Source organism: Pantoea sp. AG1095, assembly GCF_003208415.1.
Taxonomy (GTDB): domain Bacteria; phylum Pseudomonadota; class Gammaproteobacteria; order Enterobacterales; family Enterobacteriaceae; genus Pantoea; species Pantoea leporis.
This window is the reverse complement of the sequence record NZ_QKMJ01000001.1, coordinates 1,234,027-1,251,350: the sequence shown is the minus strand read 5'-3', so window position 1 is coordinate 1,251,350 and position 17,324 is coordinate 1,234,027. Positions and strand designations below refer to the sequence as shown.

Annotated in this window: 12 protein-coding genes; 6 read left to right on the top strand and 6 right to left on the bottom strand. The window is 60.5% G+C overall.

From position 1 onward, the window contains the following. Position 1 precedes the first annotated feature (1 nt). From nirB to DEU53_RS05910, 6 genes are all read left to right on the top strand, one after another. On the top strand, positions 2–4,069 hold the full coding sequence (gene nirB, locus DEU53_RS05935) for a nitrite reductase large subunit NirB (RefSeq protein ID WP_110866336.1): 4,068 nt from the start codon (positions 2–4) through the stop codon (positions 4,067–4,069). Next, complete coding sequence (locus tag DEU53_RS05930) at positions 4,066–6,669, top strand: nitrate reductase (RefSeq protein WP_110866335.1); 2,604 nt, start codon at positions 4,066–4,068, stop codon at positions 6,667–6,669. Before nirB ends, DEU53_RS05930 begins: the two co-directional genes overlap by 4 nt. Before the next feature lie 11 nt (positions 6,670–6,680). Continuing rightward, a complete protein-coding gene (gene cobA / locus DEU53_RS05925) occupies positions 6,681–7,544 on the top strand; it encodes a uroporphyrinogen-III C-methyltransferase (protein WP_110866334.1) in 864 nt (287 codons plus the stop codon). Positions 7,545–7,631: 87 nt separating this feature from the next. After that, positions 7,632–8,783 (top strand): flagellar biosynthesis protein FlhB, encoded by a 1,152-nt coding sequence (gene flhB, locus DEU53_RS05920; protein WP_110866333.1) that lies wholly within the window; start codon positions 7,632–7,634, stop codon positions 8,781–8,783. Continuing rightward, positions 8,776–10,863 carry a flagellar biosynthesis protein FlhA gene (gene flhA / locus DEU53_RS05915; RefSeq protein WP_101764133.1) on the top strand — a complete coding sequence of 696 codons (2,088 nt, stop codon included), beginning with the start codon at positions 8,776–8,778 and terminating at the stop codon, positions 10,861–10,863. The genes flhB and flhA overlap by 8 nt, the downstream gene beginning before the upstream one ends. Continuing rightward, complete coding sequence (locus DEU53_RS05910; protein WP_110866332.1) at positions 10,863–11,270, top strand: flagellar protein FlhE; 408 nt, start codon at positions 10,863–10,865, stop codon at positions 11,268–11,270. Before flhA ends, DEU53_RS05910 begins: the two co-directional genes overlap by 1 nt. A gap of 45 nt (positions 11,271–11,315) precedes the next feature. Here the strand turns inward: DEU53_RS05910 and DEU53_RS05905 are convergent, their stop codons facing one another. The 6 genes from DEU53_RS05905 to DEU53_RS05880 form a co-directional block, all read right to left on the bottom strand. Then, positions 11,316–12,629: a cytochrome c gene (locus DEU53_RS05905; protein ID WP_110866331.1), complete on the bottom strand. Its 1,314-nt coding sequence runs from the start codon at positions 12,627–12,629 to the stop codon at positions 11,316–11,318. Between the two features lie 10 nt (positions 12,630–12,639). Beyond that, entirely contained in the window at positions 12,640–14,241 is a 1,602-nt protein-coding gene (locus tag DEU53_RS05900; protein WP_110866330.1) for a GMC family oxidoreductase, read from the bottom strand. Next, complete coding sequence (locus DEU53_RS05895) at positions 14,234–14,761, bottom strand: sugar dehydrogenase complex small subunit (protein WP_110866329.1); 528 nt, start codon at positions 14,759–14,761, stop codon at positions 14,234–14,236. The genes DEU53_RS05900 and DEU53_RS05895 overlap by 8 nt, the downstream gene beginning before the upstream one ends. 15 nt (positions 14,762–14,776) lie before the next feature. Continuing rightward, positions 14,777–15,232, bottom strand: a complete 456-nt coding sequence (locus tag DEU53_RS05890; protein ID WP_110866328.1) for a heme-binding protein — start codon at positions 15,230–15,232, stop codon at positions 14,777–14,779. Between the two features lie 116 nt (positions 15,233–15,348). Continuing rightward, positions 15,349–16,233 (bottom strand): NAD(P)-dependent oxidoreductase, encoded by an 885-nt coding sequence (locus DEU53_RS05885; protein WP_110866327.1) that lies wholly within the window; start codon positions 16,231–16,233, stop codon positions 15,349–15,351. Continuing rightward, positions 16,233–17,324 (bottom strand): 4-oxalomesaconate tautomerase, encoded by a 1,092-nt coding sequence (locus tag DEU53_RS05880; RefSeq protein WP_110866326.1) that lies wholly within the window; start codon positions 17,322–17,324, stop codon positions 16,233–16,235. Before DEU53_RS05880 ends, DEU53_RS05885 begins: the two co-directional genes overlap by 1 nt.

The following is a 17,324-nucleotide window of genomic DNA, read 5'->3' as shown; positions in this document are numbered from 1 at the left end:
CATGGTGCAGCGACTGGTAGTGATCGGAAACGGCATGGCGGCGATGCGCATGGTGGAAACCTTGCTGCAACGTGCGCCGGGTCGCTACGCCATCACGGTGATTGGCCGTGAGCCGCACGGCAATTACAACCGGGTGCTGCTGTCGCCGGTGCTGGCGGGCGAAAAAGCCTTCGCTGACACGGTGATCCACGAACCCGCATGGTATGCGGCACATCAGGTGCAGTTGCTGATGGGGGAAGAGGCGCTGCAGGTGGATATCCCTACGCGCACAGTACTAACCGACCAGCGCACCCTGCACTGGGACAAGCTGGTGTTCGCCTGCGGTTCGAGGCCGCGCATGCCGGATCTGCCCGGCATCCATCGCCCACAGGTGCAGGGTTTCCGCACGGTGCGAGACGTGGAGGCCATGCTCGCGCAGCAAGGTCCGGTGGTGGTGCTGGGCGGCGGATTGATTGGCGTGGAAGCCGCAGCGGCGCTGCGTCAGCGTGGACGTGACGTCACGCTGCTGCATCATCGTCCGTGGCTGCTTGATCGCCAGCTGGATGCCAAAGCGGGTGCGCTGTTGCAGCAGCATCTGGCACAGCGCGGTATTCGCTGTCGGCTCGGCGTCACTTTGCAGGCCATTGACGCCGAAAGCGTCACGCTCGGCGATGGGGCGGTTATCGCAGCGGAACAGGTGGTGATCGCCATCGGCGTGCTGCCGGAGATCGCGCTGGCGCAGGCGGCGGGCGTGCCTTGCCAGCGCGGCATTCTGGTTAACCGTCAACTGCAAACCGCGCTTCCGCATGTGTATGCGCTGGGTGAGTGCTGCGAAATCAGCGGCGAAACCTTTGGCTTGATTGCGCCTTGTCTGACGCAGGCCGCCGTGCTGGCAGCACAACTGGCGGGTGAACCCGTGGCCGACTTTCACTATCAGGAAAACGGTACGCGGCTGAAAGTCAGCGGCATTGAGATGTTCAGTGCGGGCGATATCAGCGAAGGCGACGCCATCAGCAGCTTTGACCCGCTGCACCAGCACTATCGCCGACTGTTTTTGCGCAATGGCGCACTGCGCGGCGTGCTGCTGTTTGGCGACAGCCAGGCGGCAGGCACGCTGCTACCACAACTTCAACAGGCCGCGCAGGTGGGCATTAACGCACTGTTCGGTCTTGACGACAACACAACGCAGCCAAGCGCTGCAGGAAGCCAGATGATGAGCAAACCTCTTCTCGCCGTGGTTGGACATGGCATGGTCAGCCACCATTTTCTCGAACAGCTGGTGAGTCGTGAACTGCATCAGCACTATCACATCGTGGTATACGGCGATGAGCCGCAGATGGCCTACGATCGCGTGCATCTTACCGAATACTTCAACGGTAAAAGCGCGGACGATTTGTCACTGGTCTGCGATAACTTCTTTCAGCAACACGGCATCGAACTGCGCAGCGGTTGTGAAGTGGTGGCAATTGACAGTGCAAAACGCAGCCTGCGTGATGCCAGCGGCGCGGAATTGACCTGGGATAAACTGGTGCTGGCGACCGGCTCGGTGCCGTTTGTACCGCCGGTTCCCGGCCACGATCACGCGCGTTGTTTTGTATACCGCACACTGGCCGATCTGGATGCGATTGCTGACTGTGCCCGTAATGCGACGCGCGGGGTGGTGATTGGAGGCGGGCTGCTCGGACTGGAAGCCGCCAACGCATTGAAACAGCTCGGTCTGGAAACCCATGTGGTGGAGTTCGCGCCGCGTCTGATGGCGGTGCAATTGGATGACGGCGGCGCGCAGATGCTGCGCGGCAAAATCAGCGCGCTGGGCGTTCAAGTTCATACCAGCAAGCAAACTGAAGCGATTGAGAGTCTGCCGGATGGCAGCCTGCAGCTGCGTTTTGCCGATGGCAGCCTGCTGGCAACGGACCTGCTGGTATTTTCAGCGGGTATTCGTCCGCGTGATGCACTGGCGCGCGCCGCCGGTCTGCAACTGGGTGAACGCGGCGGCATTCTGATCAACGACGCTTGCGCCACCAGCGCCGCAGATGTCTATGCGATTGGTGAATGCGCGCTGTGGCAAGGGCAAATTTTCGGTTTGGTTGCGCCGGGATATCAAATGGCGCGCGTACTGGCGGCGCAGCTGGCGCAGGAAGAACTGGCGTTCAGCGGTGCCGACATGAGCACGAAACTGAAACTGCTCGGCGTGGAAGTGGCGTCATTTGGCGATGCGCACGGGCGCACCGCTGACAGCCAAAGTTATCAGTGGATCGATAATCCAAAGGGCATCTACAAAAAACTGGTGGTGTGCAAAGATCGCAAAACGCTGCTTGGCGGCGTGCTGGTGGGCGACAGCGCAGATTACGCCAGCCTGCTGCAGATGATGCTGAATCAGTTACCGTTACCAGAAGAGCCGGAAAGCCTGATTTTGCCCCAGTTAGCGGGTGCGCCGGCTAAAGCGCTGGGTGTCGCGGCGTTGCCAGACAGCGCGCAAATCTGCTCGTGCCATAACGTCAGCAAGGCGGACATTTGCGGGGCAGTGCAGGGCGGCTGCGGTGACATGGCGGCGATCAAAAGCTGCACCAAAGCGGCAACCGGCTGCGGTGGGTGTAGCGCATTAGTCAAACAGGTGATGGAGTTCCAGCTCGCCAGTCAGGGCGTGGAAGTGAAGAAGGATATCTGCGAACACTTTGCCTACTCGCGTCAGGAGCTTTATCACCTGATCAGCGTCGGCAACATCAGCACCTTCGAGCAGCTATTACAGCTCAACGGGCGCGGACAGGGCTGTGAAGTGTGCAAGCCGCTGGTGGGATCATTGCTGGCATCATGCTGGAATGACTACTTACTGAAGCCCGAACATCTGCCGCTGCAGGATACCAACGATCGCTACTTCGCCAACATCCAGAAAGATGGCACCTATTCGGTGGTACCGCGTGTGCCAGCCGGTGAAATTACGCCGCAAGGGCTAATTGCGATTGGTGAAGTAGCCGCTCGTTACGATCTCTACACCAAAATCACCGGCGGTCAGCGCATCGATCTGTTCGGTGCGCGGCTCGATCAGTTACCGGATATCTGGGAACACTTAATCGCGGCGGGTTTTGAAACCGGTCACGCTTATGGCAAATCGCTGCGCACGGTAAAATCCTGCGTGGGGTCAACCTGGTGCCGTTACGGCGTGCAGGATTCTACCGCCTTCGCCATCGCATTAGAGAATCGCTACAAAGGGCTGCGCGCCCCGCACAAAATTAAAATGGCGGTTTCCGGCTGCACGCGTGAATGCGCTGAAGCGCAGAGCAAGGACATTGGCGTAATCGCCACGGAAAAAGGCTGGAACCTGTATGTCTGCGGCAACGGCGGGATGAAACCGCGTCATGCCGATTTGTTCGCCAGCGATCTCGATGATGAAACGCTGCTGCGCTACGTTGACCGCATCTTGATGTTCTATGTGCGCACCGCCGATCGTCTGCAGCGCACCAGCGTGTGGATGGATAACATGGAAGGCGGACTCGACTACCTGCGTCAGGTGGTGATCGAAGATTCACTCGGTATAGCCGTGCAACTGGAGCAGGAGATGCAGCGCGTGGTGGAGCGCTATCAGTGCGAATGGCACAGCACGCTGCAGGATCCTTCGCGTCGCGCCTTGTTTACCGCCACCGTCAACAGCGAGCAGCCTGACGAGACGCTCAACTATGTGCAGGTGCGCGGTCAGCGTCAGCCCGCGACGGCGGACAGCATTCCCGTTACCACGTTGCCGGCAGAACCCTGGAGTGCCATTTGCCTTGTCGACGCTATCCCGCCGTCTGCGGGCATGGGTGCGCGGTTAGGCGGTCAGCGTGTGGCCTTGTTCCGCTTGGGCGAGGCGATTTATGCGCTGGAAGATATTGAGCCCGGCACGCAAGCCAGCGTGCTGTCGCGTGGCATTCTCGGCGACGTAGCGGGCGAGCCGGTGGTGATATCACCGCTCTACAAGCAGCGCGTGCGGCTGCGCGACGGACAAAGTCTCGATAACGCCGAGCATCAGCTGCGCTGCTGGCCGGTGCGCGTGGAGGGCGGCAAAGTGTGGCTCGGGCATCAGCCGATTATTGCGCTGGCGGCGGCCTCATGAAAACCACCTGTCCGTACTGCGGCGTGGGCTGTGGCGTGGAGGTGAAAGCCCTCGATGCGCCGGTGAGCGGCGACCGCCAGCATCCGGCTAATTTCGGTCGGCTGTGCGTCAAAGGTTCAGCGCTGGGCGAGACCCTGATGCATGACGGTCGTTTGCTCTGGCCGCAGATTGATGGTCAGCGCGTCAGTATCGATGCCGCACTGGACCATGTGGCGGCGGGTTTCCGGCGCATCATCGATCAACATGGCCCGCAGGCGGTGGCCTTTTACGGCTCCGGTCAACTGCTAACGGAGGATTATTACACCGCCAATAAGCTGATGAAGGGCTTTATTGGCTCTGCCAACATCGATACCAATTCACGGCTGTGTATGGCTTCGGCGGTGGTGGGTTACAAACGCGCTTTCGGTGCCGATGCGGTGCCGTGCTGCTATGACGATCTTGAACAAGCCGATGTTGTGGTGTTAGTCGGCTCCAACGCGGCATGGGCGCATCCAGTGGCGTGGCAGCGGCTGGTGCAGGCCAAAGCCGAACGCCCTGAGATGCAGCTGGTGGTGATCGATCCGCGTCGTACTGCCAGCTGTGACCTTGCTGATGTTCATCTGGCGCTGCAACCGGGATCTGATAGCGCGCTGTTTGCCGGGCTGCTGAACTGGCTGGCGCACCATGCGGGTATCGATGCCAGTATGTTGCCGCATCTGGCCAATGTGGAAGCGACCTTAGCCGCCTGTGAGGCCTGGGATGTGGCGACGGTCGCCGCTGCCTGCCAGCTGAGTGAGCATGACATTGTGGCATTTTGGCAGCTGTTCGCAGCGCAGCCGCGCGTGCTGACGCTGTGGTGCATGGGCATCAATCAGTCACAAACCGGCAGCGATAACAACAACGCCATCCTCAATGCGCATCTGCTCAGCGGCAAAATCGGCCGTGCGGGCTGCGGACCGTTTTCGCTGACCGGACAGCCCAACGCCATGGGCGGCCGTGAAGTGGGCGGCTTAGCCAATCAGCTGGCGGCGCACATGGGCTTTAGCGCAGCAGAGGTTGATCGTGTTGCGCGCTTTTGGCGGAGCGATCGTGTTGCGCAGCAGCCGGGACTGACGGCAGTTTATCTGTTCAATGCCATCGAACGCGGCGACGTCAAGGCAGTGTGGATCATGGGTACCAATCCTGCCGTTTCGATGCCGGAAGGTAACCGCGTGGCGCACGCGCTGGCGAAATGCGAGCTGGTGGTGGTGTCGGAAGTCAGCGCCCACAGCGACACGGCACAATTTGCTGATGTGCTACTGCCGGCGCAGGCATGGGGCGAGAAAAACGGCACCGTGACCAATTCGGAGCGGCGTATCTCACGCCAGCGCAGTTTTATTGCGCCAGCCGGTGAGGCCAAAGCGGATTGGTGGCTGCTGGCGCAGGTGGCGCAGCGACTCGGTTTTGGCGCGGCCTTTGCCTGGCAGCATCCAGGCGAGATTTTCGCCGAGCATGCCGCGCTGTCTGGTTTTGAGAATCGCGGCACGCGCGCCTTTGATATCAGCGCGCTGGCAACCATCACGCGTGAGCAATATGACCAGTTAGCCCCGGTGCAGTGGCCGATCACTGCCGCGTCACCCAACGGCACCGCGCGGCTGTTTGCCGATCGCCGCTTTTACCATGCCGATGGAAAAGCGCGTCTGCTGCCGCCCGCGATACCGGTTAAAACCCTCATGACCACTGATTATCCGCTGCTGATGAATACCGGCCGCATCCGCGATCAGTGGCACACCATGACGCGCACCGGCAACGTGCCGCGACTGATGCAGCATTACGATGAACCCTTTGTCGCGCTAAATCCGCTGGATGCGGCGGCGTACGGCTTGAGCCACGGCGATGTGACGCGCGTGCAGTCGGCGCTGGGCTGGTGCAGCGGACGCGTCACCCTCGACAGCGGCCTGCAGCGTGGGCAAATCTTTGTGCCGATGCACTGGACAAGACAGTTCAGCGGGCAGGCCAACGTCGATGGATTAGTCGCGGCCAGCTGTTGTCCCGATTCCGCTCAGCCAGCGTTAAAACAAACGGCGGTGCGCTTGCAACTACTGCGTCCAGCGTGGCAAGGCTGGCTGTGGCTGCCGGACATCATCACGCCGCCTGCACTACTCTACTGGTCGCGAGCCCCACAGCCCGGCGTGCAGCGCTATGTGCTGGCGGGCAGCGCTCATGCTGGCGAATGGCTGATGCAACTGCCGGGCATGTCCGCATTGCAATGGCAGCAGGCGCAGGCGGGACAGCAATTGCACTGGCTTGGCTGGCGCGAGGGCAAGTTGGCATGCGCCTTTTATGCCGCGCCCTGGCTACCAGACATCGATCACCCATTTATCGCGCGGGCCTTCAGCCAGCCGCCCGATTTGCCGCAGCAGCGACATGCGCTGTTGGGCGGGCGACCGGCGCAGGGCGGCAGCCACGGACGTACCCTTTGCAGCTGCTTTGGCGTCGGTGAAGTGGCGATTCGCCGGGCCATCGCTGAGGGCTGTGATTCCCCGGCAGCGCTCGGCGCGGTGTTGAAATGCGGCACCAACTGTGGCTCCTGTATCCCGGAGCTCAAACAACTGCTCTCATCTCTGCGCGTGGCGCAGTAACGGAAAACATCATGACGCAAGCCAGTGAATCCCTCGACAAGCTGTTTAATCCGCGTGACGGCGAACACGCGCAAGGTGGCGTCTGGCTGGTTGGGGCTGGGCCGGGAGACGTAGAACTGCTCACCTTAAAAGCATGGAGGCTGATCAACAGCGCCGACGTTGTGGTGTATGACCGGTTGGTGAGCGAGGCGATCATGGCGGAAGTGCCGCCGGAGACGCTGGCGATTGATGTCGGCAAGAAGCCCGGCAGCCACGGGTTAAAGCAGGTGCAAACTAATCAGCTGCTGGTGGATTTAGCCCGCAGCGGGCGGCAAGTGGTGCGGCTCAAAGGCGGCGATCCCTTTATTTTCGGGCGCGGCGGTGAAGAGATGCTCTATCTGCAACAGGCGGGAATAGCCTGCCAGATCGTGCCGGGTATTACCGCCGCCGCCGGATGCGCGGCAGCCAGCGGCATTCCGCTAACGCACCGTGATTGCGCACAGTCGCTGCGGTTAATTACCGGTCACGGCAAAAGCGGTGAACCGCAGCTGGATGATGCCAGCCTCGCCGCCAATAACCAGACGCTGGTGTTTTATATGGGGCTGAAGTGGAGCGCCAGCATCAGCGCACAGCTGCAGGCGCAGGGCCGCAACGCGCAGACGCCGGTGGCAATCATTGAGAATGGCACGCGTGCCGATCAGCGGGTGATGATCACTACGCTGGCTGAGCTGGCACACACTGTTGAGGCGCAACAAGCCCAATCGCCGGCGTTATTGTTGGTGGGTGACGTGGTGCACTTTTATCGCCAACCGGTCAGGATTAATGCACATTCGAGCAATGTAGCGGCGCCATTTATGGCGACCAATCAGCCCGCAATTTCACTTATGGCTAAATAAGCTCACATTTCCCCCCTTTAATCCGCGCTTTAGCCTGTCAGGGTTTTGGCATTCTATGCTCAGAATTCCTGCCAGCTGAGGTAAGTCGTGGCTGAAGAGAGTAACGAGGACAAAACAGAATCGCCCACGCCCCACCGACTTGAAAAAGCGCGTGAGGAGGGGCAGATTCCGCGTTCGCGCGAGCTGACTTCAGTGATGATGCTGTTGATTGGATTGCTGATTCTGTGGGTCGGCGGCAACAGCATGGCGGAGCGTCTGGCCAGCATGGTCGCCACCGGATTTCGTTTTGATCACGGCATGGTAAACGATGACAAAGTGATCATTGGTCATATCGGCAGCCTGATTAAGCAGGCGGTGATCGCGCTGCTACCGCTGATGGGCGGCTTAGTGGTGGTGGCGATTGCCGGGCCGATGGCGCTGGGCGGCCTTAACTTCAGCGGAAAATCCATTAAGTTCGATCTCAAAAAGCTCAACCCGCTTACCGGTATTGGCCGCATGTTCTCCGGCCAAACCGCTGCAGAGCTGGTGAAATCGATCATGAAAGCGGTGCTGGTTGGGCTGGTGGCTGGCTGGTACATCTGGAGCCATTGGGAAGCGATGCTGCGTTTGATGAGCGAATCGCCGATCAACGCGCTACATCATGGTTTGTCGATGATCGCCGCCTGCTGTGGGCTGATCATGCTGGGCCTGTTCCCGATGGTGGGCTTTGATGTGTTCTGGCAGCTCTACAGCTACTTCAAAAAGCTGAAGATGACGCGCCAGGAGATCCGCGACGAACATAAACAGAACGAAGGCGACCCGCACGTTAAAGGGCGTATTCGCCAGGCGATGCGCGCGGCGGCACGCCGTCGCATGATGGCTGATGTACCGAAAGCCGACGTTATCGTCACTAACCCGACGCACTACTCGGTGGCGCTGAAGTATCAGGAAGGCAAGATGAGCGCGCCCAAAGTGGTGGCCAAAGGCGCGGGCGATATCGCCCTGAAGATTCGTGAGCTCGCCAAAGAGCACCGCATCCCGATTCTCGAAGCACCGCCGCTGGCGCGTGCGTTGTATCGACACACTGAAATTGGTCAGTTCATCCCCGGCGCGCTGTATGGCGCGGTAGCGGAAGTGCTGGCCTGGGTTTGGCAGCTGCGACGCTGGAAGCGCGAAGGCGGCCTGATTCCAAACAAACCAAAAAACCTGCCGGTTCCGGCAGACATGGACTTTGCAGGAGAGAACACTAACGATGGCTAATTTAGCCGAGAAGCTGCGTTTACCGGGCAACTTTAAAGACACGCAATGGCAAGTGCTGGCGGGCCCGGTACTGATCATGTTGATCTTGTCGATGATGGTGCTGCCGTTACCCGCATTCATTCTTGACCTGCTATTCACCTTTAACATTGCGCTGTCGATCATGGTGCTGCTGGTGGCAATGTTCACCCAGCGCACGCTGGAGTTCGCCGCCTTCCCGACCATTCTGCTGTTCTCGACGCTGCTGCGTCTGGCGCTGAACGTTGCGTCAACCCGTATCATTCTGCTGGAGGGCCACACTGGCGCCGATGCGGCCGGACGCGTGGTGGAAGCCTTCGGTCACTTCCTCGTTGGCGGTAACTTCGCCATCGGTATCGTGGTGTTCATCATCCTCGTTATCATCAACTTCATGGTTATCACCAAGGGTGCGGGACGTATTGCCGAAGTCGGCGCGCGTTTTGTGCTGGATGGGATGCCCGGTAAGCAGATGGCGATTGATGCTGACCTCAACGCCGGCTTGATTGGCGAACAGGAAGCCAAGCAACGCCGTACGGAAGTGACGCAGGAAGCCGATTTCTACGGCTCAATGGACGGTGCGAGTAAGTTCGTTCGTGGTGACGCCATCGCCGGCATCCTGATCATGGTGATCAACATCATCGGCGGCCTGTTGGTCGGCGTGGTGCAGCACGGCATGGATCTCGGTCACGCCGGTGAAACCTACACGCTGTTGACCATCGGTGACGGCCTGGTAGCACAGATTCCAGCGCTGGTGATCTCCACCGCCGCAGGTGTCATCGTAACGCGCGTGGGCACCGATCAGGACGTCGGCGAGCAGATGGTAACGCAGCTATTCAAGAACCCGCGCGTGCTGATGCTGAGCGGCGGCGTGATTGGTTTGCTCGGCCTGGTGCCGGGCATGCCAAACCTGGTGTTCCTGCTGTTTACCGCTGCGCTATTAGGACTTGCCTGGTGGTTACGTGGTCGCGAAATGCAGCCGAAGAAACCGGCGGAAGCTTCCAGTCTGGTGAAAACCCAGGAAACGCCGGCCACGGTGGAAGCGTCGTGGACCGATGTGCAGCTGGAAGATTCGCTCGGTATGGAAGTGGGTTATCGCCTGATTCCGATGGTCGATCACCTGCAAAACGGCGAACTTTTGGGGCGTATCCGCAGTATTCGTAAGAAGGTGGCACAAGAGGTGGGCTTCCTGCCGCCGGTGGTGCATATCCGTGACAACATGGAGCTGCCACCCGCGCGTTACCGCATCCTGATGAAAGGCGTAGAAATTGGCAGCGGCGACGCTTATCCGGGCCGCTGGATGGCGATCAACCCTGGCACGGCTGCTGGTTCGCTGCCGGGCGAGCCAACCGTCGATCCGGCCTTTGGTCTGGCGGCGATCTGGATCGACAGCGCCCTGAAAGAGCAGGCGCAGATTCAGGGCTTTACCGTGGTGGAAGCCAGCACCGTGGTGGCGACGCACCTCAATCACCTGATTGGCCAATACGCCAGCGAGCTGTTTGGCCGTCAGGAAGCGCAGCAGCTGTTGGATCGCGTCACGCAAGAGATGCCGAAGCTGACCGAAGATCTGGTGCCGGGTGTCATCACGCTGACGACGCTGCACAAAGTGCTGCAAAACCTGCTGACCGAGCGCGTCTCGATTCGCGATATGCGCACCATTATTGAAACGCTGGCGGAACATGCGCCGGTGCAGAACGATCCGCAAGAGCTCACCAGCGTTGTGCGTGTGGCGCTGGGACGGGCGATTACCCAACAGTGGTTCCCGGGCAACGGCGAAGTGCAGGTGATCGGCCTCGATGCCACGCTGGAACGCCTGCTGCTGCAGGCGCTGCAAGGCGGCGGTGGACTCGAGCCAGGTCTGGCAGATCGCTTACTGGTGCAGGCGCAAGGCGCACTGCAGCAGCAAGAGATGGCAGGCGCGCCGCCGGTGCTGCTGGTCAATCATCCGCTGCGTGCGTTGCTGGCACGCTTCCTGCGGCGCAATCTGCCGCAGCTGATTGTGCTGTCGAATATGGAGCTGACCGATAACCGTCAAATCCGCATGACCGCCACCATTGGAGGCAAGTAATGCGTCGCTGGTGCTGGGCAGTAATGATGATGCCGTTGATGGCGCTGCCGCTGGCTGTTGATGCGTCCAGCGGTGCCTGGACAGCCAACGCCAGCGGCCCAAGCCTTGGCGTGCGCGGTAACTGGCTGATGACGCCTGCGCTGCGTGCGCCTTCCAGCGCGCCGGGCAATATTTCGCTGGTGTACTGGCGTTATCAGCTCAGCCGTCCTGCGCCCTCGGGTTTGGTGGTGCGCTTATGTGCGGGCGATCGTTGTGTCGAGATTGAAGGCGCCAGCGGCAGTACGCGCGGCTTAGCCAACGTGGCGGCGGAAGAGACGCTGCATCTTGCATTTGGCTTTAAAGGGAAGGGCGCCTTGCCGCCCGGCTTACGCGTGGTGAGCAGTGAAGTGACGGTGAATTATCAGTAACGCGTGTTACCTCGGCGACGCGCCCTGCGCCGCCGAGTGCATGGATTAAGGCTTATCTACCTGACCGTAAATTGGGGGTGAAGCCAGTTTTGCATCCTCTCTTAACCCTTTCACCTGCTTCGCATTTACTTTGGCCGCCGCCGGATTACCAAACTGCTGGGTAACAAAGTTACTGACATCCGCCACCTGCTGGTCACTCAGCTCAGGCGCAAAAGGCGGCATAAAAACTTCTCCCTCGCGCATATGGCGATGCACACCGTTGAGGACCACCGATACCACGTTCAGCGCATCTGCCGCGCCGGTGCTGGTGTGGTGGAACAGCGATGGATAGGCATGGAAACCGCTGCCCGATCCCGCACCTTCCGCGCCGTGACAGCTGGCACAGTTACCGGCAAACACCACCGCGCCGGGCTGAGCATTGCGGGTCGCATCATCGGCGCCGCGCAGTGCAATCAGCGCGGTTGAAGGTTGTCCCCAGCTGTCGCGCGCGCGGGTTTGCTGCGCGTCCGGCTGCGGCTTAACGCTGCGCAGATAGGTGGCGATGTCCTGCAGATCACTCTCGGGCAGATATTGCAGGCTGTGCTCAATCGCTTCGGCCATCGGCCCGGAGGCGCTGGCTTTGTTGGCGACAAAGCCGGTTTTCAGGTAGGTCACCAGCTGCTGCTGGCTCCAGTCACCGATGCCTGCCTGCTTATCGGGTGTGATGTTGTACGCCATCCAGCCGCCGAGATCGCCGCCGGCCAATGCTTTATCGTTGTCCATGCCCATGGTCAGATTACGCGGCGTATGGCAGGTGCCGCAGTGCGCCAGCGCTTCAACCAGATAGCGGCCGTTATTCCACTGCGCGCTCTGCTGCGTATCGTTCTGCAATTCGCCTTTATCGAAGTTAAACCACTTCCAGAAGCGCATGCCCCAGCGTTGGTTGAATGGGAACGGCAGGTCGGTTTGCGGTGAAGCCTGATGCACCGGCGGCATCGACATGAGATAGGCTTTGATTGCCAGCACATCGTCGCGCTTCATTTTGGTAAAGGAGTCATACGGCATCGCCGGATAGAGCTGCTCGCCATTTTTGCCAATGCCGTCGCGCACCGCAGCAACGAACTGATCGTCACTCCAGCTGCCGATACCGTACTGCTTATCAGAGGAGATATTGCTGCCCCAGATCTGGCCGAAAGGCGTACTGACCGCAAAGCCGCCGCCAAACAGCGGGCCGTTGGTGGCGGTATGACAGGCGGTACAGTCACCGGCGCGCGCCAGATATTCGCCGCGCTTAATTTGAGCGGCATTGTCTGCCGCCTGCGCCACGGCGCACTGCATCAGGACCACCGCGATAGCGGCCTGAATCAATACAGGTTTCATCGGGTGCTCCTTACAAGCTTGCCAGAACGCTATCGGCCATACGCAGCGCCAGCGCGGTTCCGGTCAGCGTTGAGTTGACCGTCGAGGCCGACGGCATAATACCGGTACCGGCGATAAACAGGTTCGGGTGATCGTGGGTGCGACAGTGACCATCCACCACCGAATCCTGCGGATTGCTGCCCATGATCATGGTACCGGTGATATGTTGGTTGTTGTCGTAGACGCCGCGTTTGCTGTAGACCGCCTCGGTGCCGCCCATCTCTTTCACCATGCGCTGGAAGTCGATCATCGACTGGTCATAGCCGCGATGCACATATTCCGGGAAGCGGTAGTAAACCTCGAGGCGGGGAATGCCCCAGGCATCCTTCTCGGTTTTGCTCAGCGTGACGCGGTTCTGCGGCTCCGGCAGCATCTCCAGCAGACACTTGAGCTGAACAAAACGCTCGGCCTGGAAGGCCAGCTTGTCGTTAAGCGCCTTGCCGTAATAGCCCTGACGCACCAGACGTTCGGTGAGATAACGCACCGGCGAGGTGTTGGCGAGGTCGATACGCAGCGCCGAGCGCTCACCACGGAAATCGCCGTCGCGCATATTGTTGATGCTGCCAGGACGCATCGGCCCACGGCCAAACCACACCGGCTCATCGGCGTAGAACTCTACCGACGATCCTGGATGATCCATCAGATTGCGGCCCACCATGCCGGAACTGTTGGCGATGCCGTTCGGGTAGCGATCGCTGGTGGAGAGCAGCAGGATTTTCGGGCTTTCGATGCCGTTGGCGGTCAGGACAAACTGTTTGCCAGTGACGCGATGGCGCGCTTTGTTCTGATCGAGATAGTGCACCGCCTGAATGGTGCCTTTGTCGTCAGCCTCAATGCGGAACACCACCGCATTAGTGACGATTTTGACACCGGCATCCAGCGCCTTACGCGCGGCGATGCCGCCGTGGTATTGCGCATCGATCGGGCAAACCGGCATGCAGTTGTTGTTGCCGCAGCAGGCCGGGCGACCGTCATAGGCGACACTGTTACGCGCCTGCGGACCAATGCCCACCTCATAACCCAGCGGACCGAGTCGCTGCTTCAGACGATCGAAGCCATACGGTAGCGGAATGCCCGGTAACGGATAAGGGCGCGAACGCGGCGAAGCCAGATCGCTGTCACCGGACACGCCCATCTGGTATTCGGCGTCGCAGTAATAGGGTTCCAGCTCGTCATAGCTGATCGGCCAGTCGCGGCCAATGCCGTACAGCGACTGAATGCGCATATCGTTCGGCAACAGGCGGAACGCCTGTCCAGCCCAGTGCCATGTGGTGCCGCCGGTGCCGCGCAGATATTGGGCGCGGTAGGGATCCGGGCCTTTCTGAATCAGGTAATTGTTATCGCTGGGAATGAATTTTGGTTGCGGTGCCCATGGCTGCGGCGGATAAGGTTCGGTGAAGTCACCCTTAAACGGCGAGTTGCGGAAATACTCCACCGCCTGATCGCGCTTAATCTCCGGGCCGGACTCCAGCATCAGAACCGAAGCGCCTGCTTTGGCCATCTTCAGCGCCGCCAGTGAACCGGCAATGCCGGCGCCAATCACCACCACATCGGCGCTTAATGAATCAGACATGTGCTCTCCTTGCAGGCGGCTGCGTCCAGAAGTTAGGTTGCCCCGGCGCGTAGCTCGGTGGTAACAGGGAATCACGCACCAGTTGGTAGCTGACGATATTCTCAAAAGCGATACATTGCGGGCGCGGCAGCGGGCCGACAACGCCGAGATACCAGCCGGAAACCAGCGCCTGATAAAGATCGTCGAGGGCTTTGGGTTGGGTACTCAGCAGCGCCAGCAGGCTGCTGCCGTTGGCGGCAGGTTGCTGCTGCAGTAGCGCGCTGAGCGTATCAAGCTGGCTGTCCAGCTGCGGGAAATGTGCGTGCAGCCAGCTGTAGAGGCGCTGCGCCAGCAAGGCATCCGGCTGGTCCAGTCCGGTTAATCGGACGGAAATCGCAGTAAAACTGGCGGACGGAGCCACTGCGGCGGCCAGCGGTGGCGAGGCGAAAGCCAGGCTGCCGGGGAGCGCCTGCGTCAGGACGCCAGCCACCAACAGGCCCGCCGTGCCGGTCAGCAACCGGCGGCGTGAAAGAGTCATCATGGAAATCCCCGAAAGTTATTTCAATGCCTGAGCGGCAGCCTCTGAAGCCTGATTATCCAGATCCTGTTTGGGGGTGCTGACGCCAACCGCGCCGACCACTTCATTCTGCAGCGTGAGCGGGAAACCGCCGCCGAGCGCCACCGCATGCGGGATGGCGAGAACCGTGGTTTCGCCGCTCTGCAGACGCTGCATAAATTTCAGGGAAGGGGCGTGATACAGCGCCGAGGTGCGCGCTTTACCAATGGCGGCATCGACGCAGCCCGGCGATGCGCCGTCAAGGCGCTGGAAGGCCAGCAGCGTACCGCTGGCATCAACCACCGCTACACAGCCGGTGCTGTGCTGCGCGCTGATGCTGTTTTTGACACTGGTCATCACCTGGTTGGTGTGGCTGGCGTCCAGTGCGGCGGCGCTGGCCTGGTTAATACCCGCTGCCAGCAGCAGGGAAAGGGCGACAGATGCTCTAATCTTCATGTTTTGCTTCCGATAGTTATTGTTTTAAAACCTGCTTCTCGTCTCGCTTACGCTACGCTGTAGCAAAAATGTAAACAATTGCCGATAAACAAAACGCATACCTCTATGCATATAACTCATTGAGGTGGATAGATCTTATCCAGCGTCTGTTGCCAGACGAACGGCGTCAGTTGTTGATAGCGCAGAGAGCGGGCGTTTAACGCATCAATCAGCCCTTGCTGCGTGGCAACAATCGCTGCGCTCATGGCGGCCGGTACCTTGACGTCCTGCAGCGTTTTCACCACTTCCTGCATCTCTTCGGCGCGTCGCTGGCCGTGCTCCGCCACGCGGCTAATCAGGTAGTGCGGCAGCTGATCGTCCCAGCCCAGCGACGGGAAACTGGCGTGCAGCGAGTCGAGCACCGCTTGCTCTACGCCATACTGACGCGCCGCGCTCAGGCATTCGGTGGTCAGCGCCTCGAGGCCTTTGATCATCACGCTGCGGCACATCTTAATCGCTGAAGCTTCACCCACGTCGCCACCCAGCAGGCGGCTGTGGAAACCCAGCTGTTGCAGCAGCGGCTGCACCTGTGCAGCCTGAGCGCCGCCAATCAGCAGCGGCGTGGCCAGCCGCTTTGGCGGCACCGGCGCCATCACCGCCACGTCGATATAGCTGGCACCCGCAGCGTGAATCACTTCAGCCGCGGCGCGTTTGGTGTGCGGTGCCACCGAGTTGAGATCGAGAAAGTGCTGCCCGGCCTGTAACAGCGCTGCCGCCTGCTGCGCCACGTTGAGGGCCTGCGACGCGGTAACGGTGGAGAACACCAGCGCGGCGTCCTGTAATGCATCCGCCAGCGAAGCGGCCAGCCGCACGCCGCTCTGCTGCGCTTTTTGCTGCAGCGCGGGCAGGGTTTCTGCCGCGAGGGCTTTGCGATCCCACACCGTCACCGCATTGCCCTGCGCTTTTAAATCATGGGCAAGAATGCCGCCCGCTTCGCCAAAACCGATAAAGGTGATGTTCATCAATTACTCCTTGTTGAAGGCCAGACCGCCGCCGGAATCATGACTTCACCGGCGAAAATGGCACGCGCGGTGCGCAACAGACCGCAGCCCGCCAGCGGGTTATCGCCTTCGCGCTGCAGCAGCACGCTAAATTCACCGCTGGGATGTTCCACGCTCAGCCGCTGTTGAGGTTGCTGGCTGGTGCGTGCCAGTCCGTCTGCGACGCTGCCGGGGATCAGGCAGGCGCTGGCAACGCTGACCGCGCCAAGCACGCCAATCGAGGCGTGGCAGCGTTGTGGAATAAAGGTGCGTGAGCTGATGGCGCCACCGTGACGTGCTTCGGCCAGCAGCGTGACTTTGGGCACCGTACGCTGGCTGACATCCCCTAAATTCATCCGCGGCCCGGCCTGCAGGCGGATCGACTCCAGCCGCTGCTTGAGCTCGCTGTCGTTATCTAACGCGTCGCGGCTTTCATAGCCACTGCGATTGACATCCTCTGCACGCACCAGGATCACCGGCATGCCGTTGTCGATGCAGGTGACATCGATGCCATCAAAACGATCGCGCGGCTGACCGGTTGGCAGTAGCGCGCCACAGCTCGAACCGGCAATGTCTTTGAAGGTGAGGGCGATTTCGCCTGCGCTGCCCGGTACGCCATCAATGCGTAAGTCGCCGTCATAGTCGACTTCACCGTCGGGCGTGGCGAACGCCGCCTCGGCAATCTGCCCGGTGTTCTGCATGAAAATGCGCACACGGGTGCGTTCGCTGCCTGCCTTGACCAGCCCGCGTTCGACGGCGAAAGGCCCGACGGCGGCGAGGATATTGCCGCAGTTTTGCCCGTAATCGACGCGGGCTTGATCGACGTTGACCTGGGCAAACAGGTAATCGACATCGGCATCGTCACGGTGTGAAGCGCTGACGATCGCCACTTTGCTGGTGAGCGGATCGGCCCCGCCGAGGCCGTCAATTTGACGGATATCGGGCGAACCCATCACCGCCAGCAGTACCCGATCGCGGGCCGCCGGTTCGGCTGGCAGATCCTGTGCCAGAAAGCAGGCGGCTTTGGAGGTGCCGCCGCGCATCAGTAAGCAGGGAATGCGACGCTGGCGCAT

What these genes read in the sequence shown, in the direction of transcription:
- DEU53_RS05895 (WP_110866329.1), bottom strand. Translation starts at nt 14,761, where the DNA reads ATGATGACTCTTTCACGCCGCCGGTTGCTGACCGGCACGGCGGGCCTG.
- flhA (WP_101764133.1), top strand. Translation starts at nt 8,776, where the DNA reads ATGGCTAATTTAGCCGAGAAGCTGCGTTTACCGGGCAACTTTAAAGAC.
- DEU53_RS05890 (WP_110866328.1), bottom strand. Translation starts at nt 15,232, where the DNA reads ATGAAGATTAGAGCATCTGTCGCCCTTTCCCTGCTGCTGGCAGCGGGT.
- DEU53_RS05930 (WP_110866335.1), top strand. Translation starts at nt 4,066, where the DNA reads ATGAAAACCACCTGTCCGTACTGCGGCGTGGGCTGTGGCGTGGAGGTG.
- DEU53_RS05880 (WP_110866326.1), bottom strand. Translation starts at nt 17,324, where the DNA reads ATGCGCCAGCGTCGCATTCCCTGCTTACTGATGCGCGGCGGCACCTCC.
- DEU53_RS05905 (WP_110866331.1), bottom strand. Translation starts at nt 12,629, where the DNA reads ATGAAACCTGTATTGATTCAGGCCGCTATCGCGGTGGTCCTGATGCAG.
- DEU53_RS05885 (WP_110866327.1), bottom strand. Translation starts at nt 16,233, where the DNA reads ATGAACATCACCTTTATCGGTTTTGGCGAAGCGGGCGGCATTCTTGCC.
- DEU53_RS05910 (WP_110866332.1), top strand. Translation starts at nt 10,863, where the DNA reads ATGCGTCGCTGGTGCTGGGCAGTAATGATGATGCCGTTGATGGCGCTG.
- nirB (WP_110866336.1), top strand. Translation starts at nt 2, where the DNA reads ATGGTGCAGCGACTGGTAGTGATCGGAAACGGCATGGCGGCGATGCGC.
- DEU53_RS05900 (WP_110866330.1), bottom strand. Translation starts at nt 14,241, where the DNA reads ATGTCTGATTCATTAAGCGCCGATGTGGTGGTGATTGGCGCCGGCATT.
- cobA (WP_110866334.1), top strand. Translation starts at nt 6,681, where the DNA reads ATGACGCAAGCCAGTGAATCCCTCGACAAGCTGTTTAATCCGCGTGAC.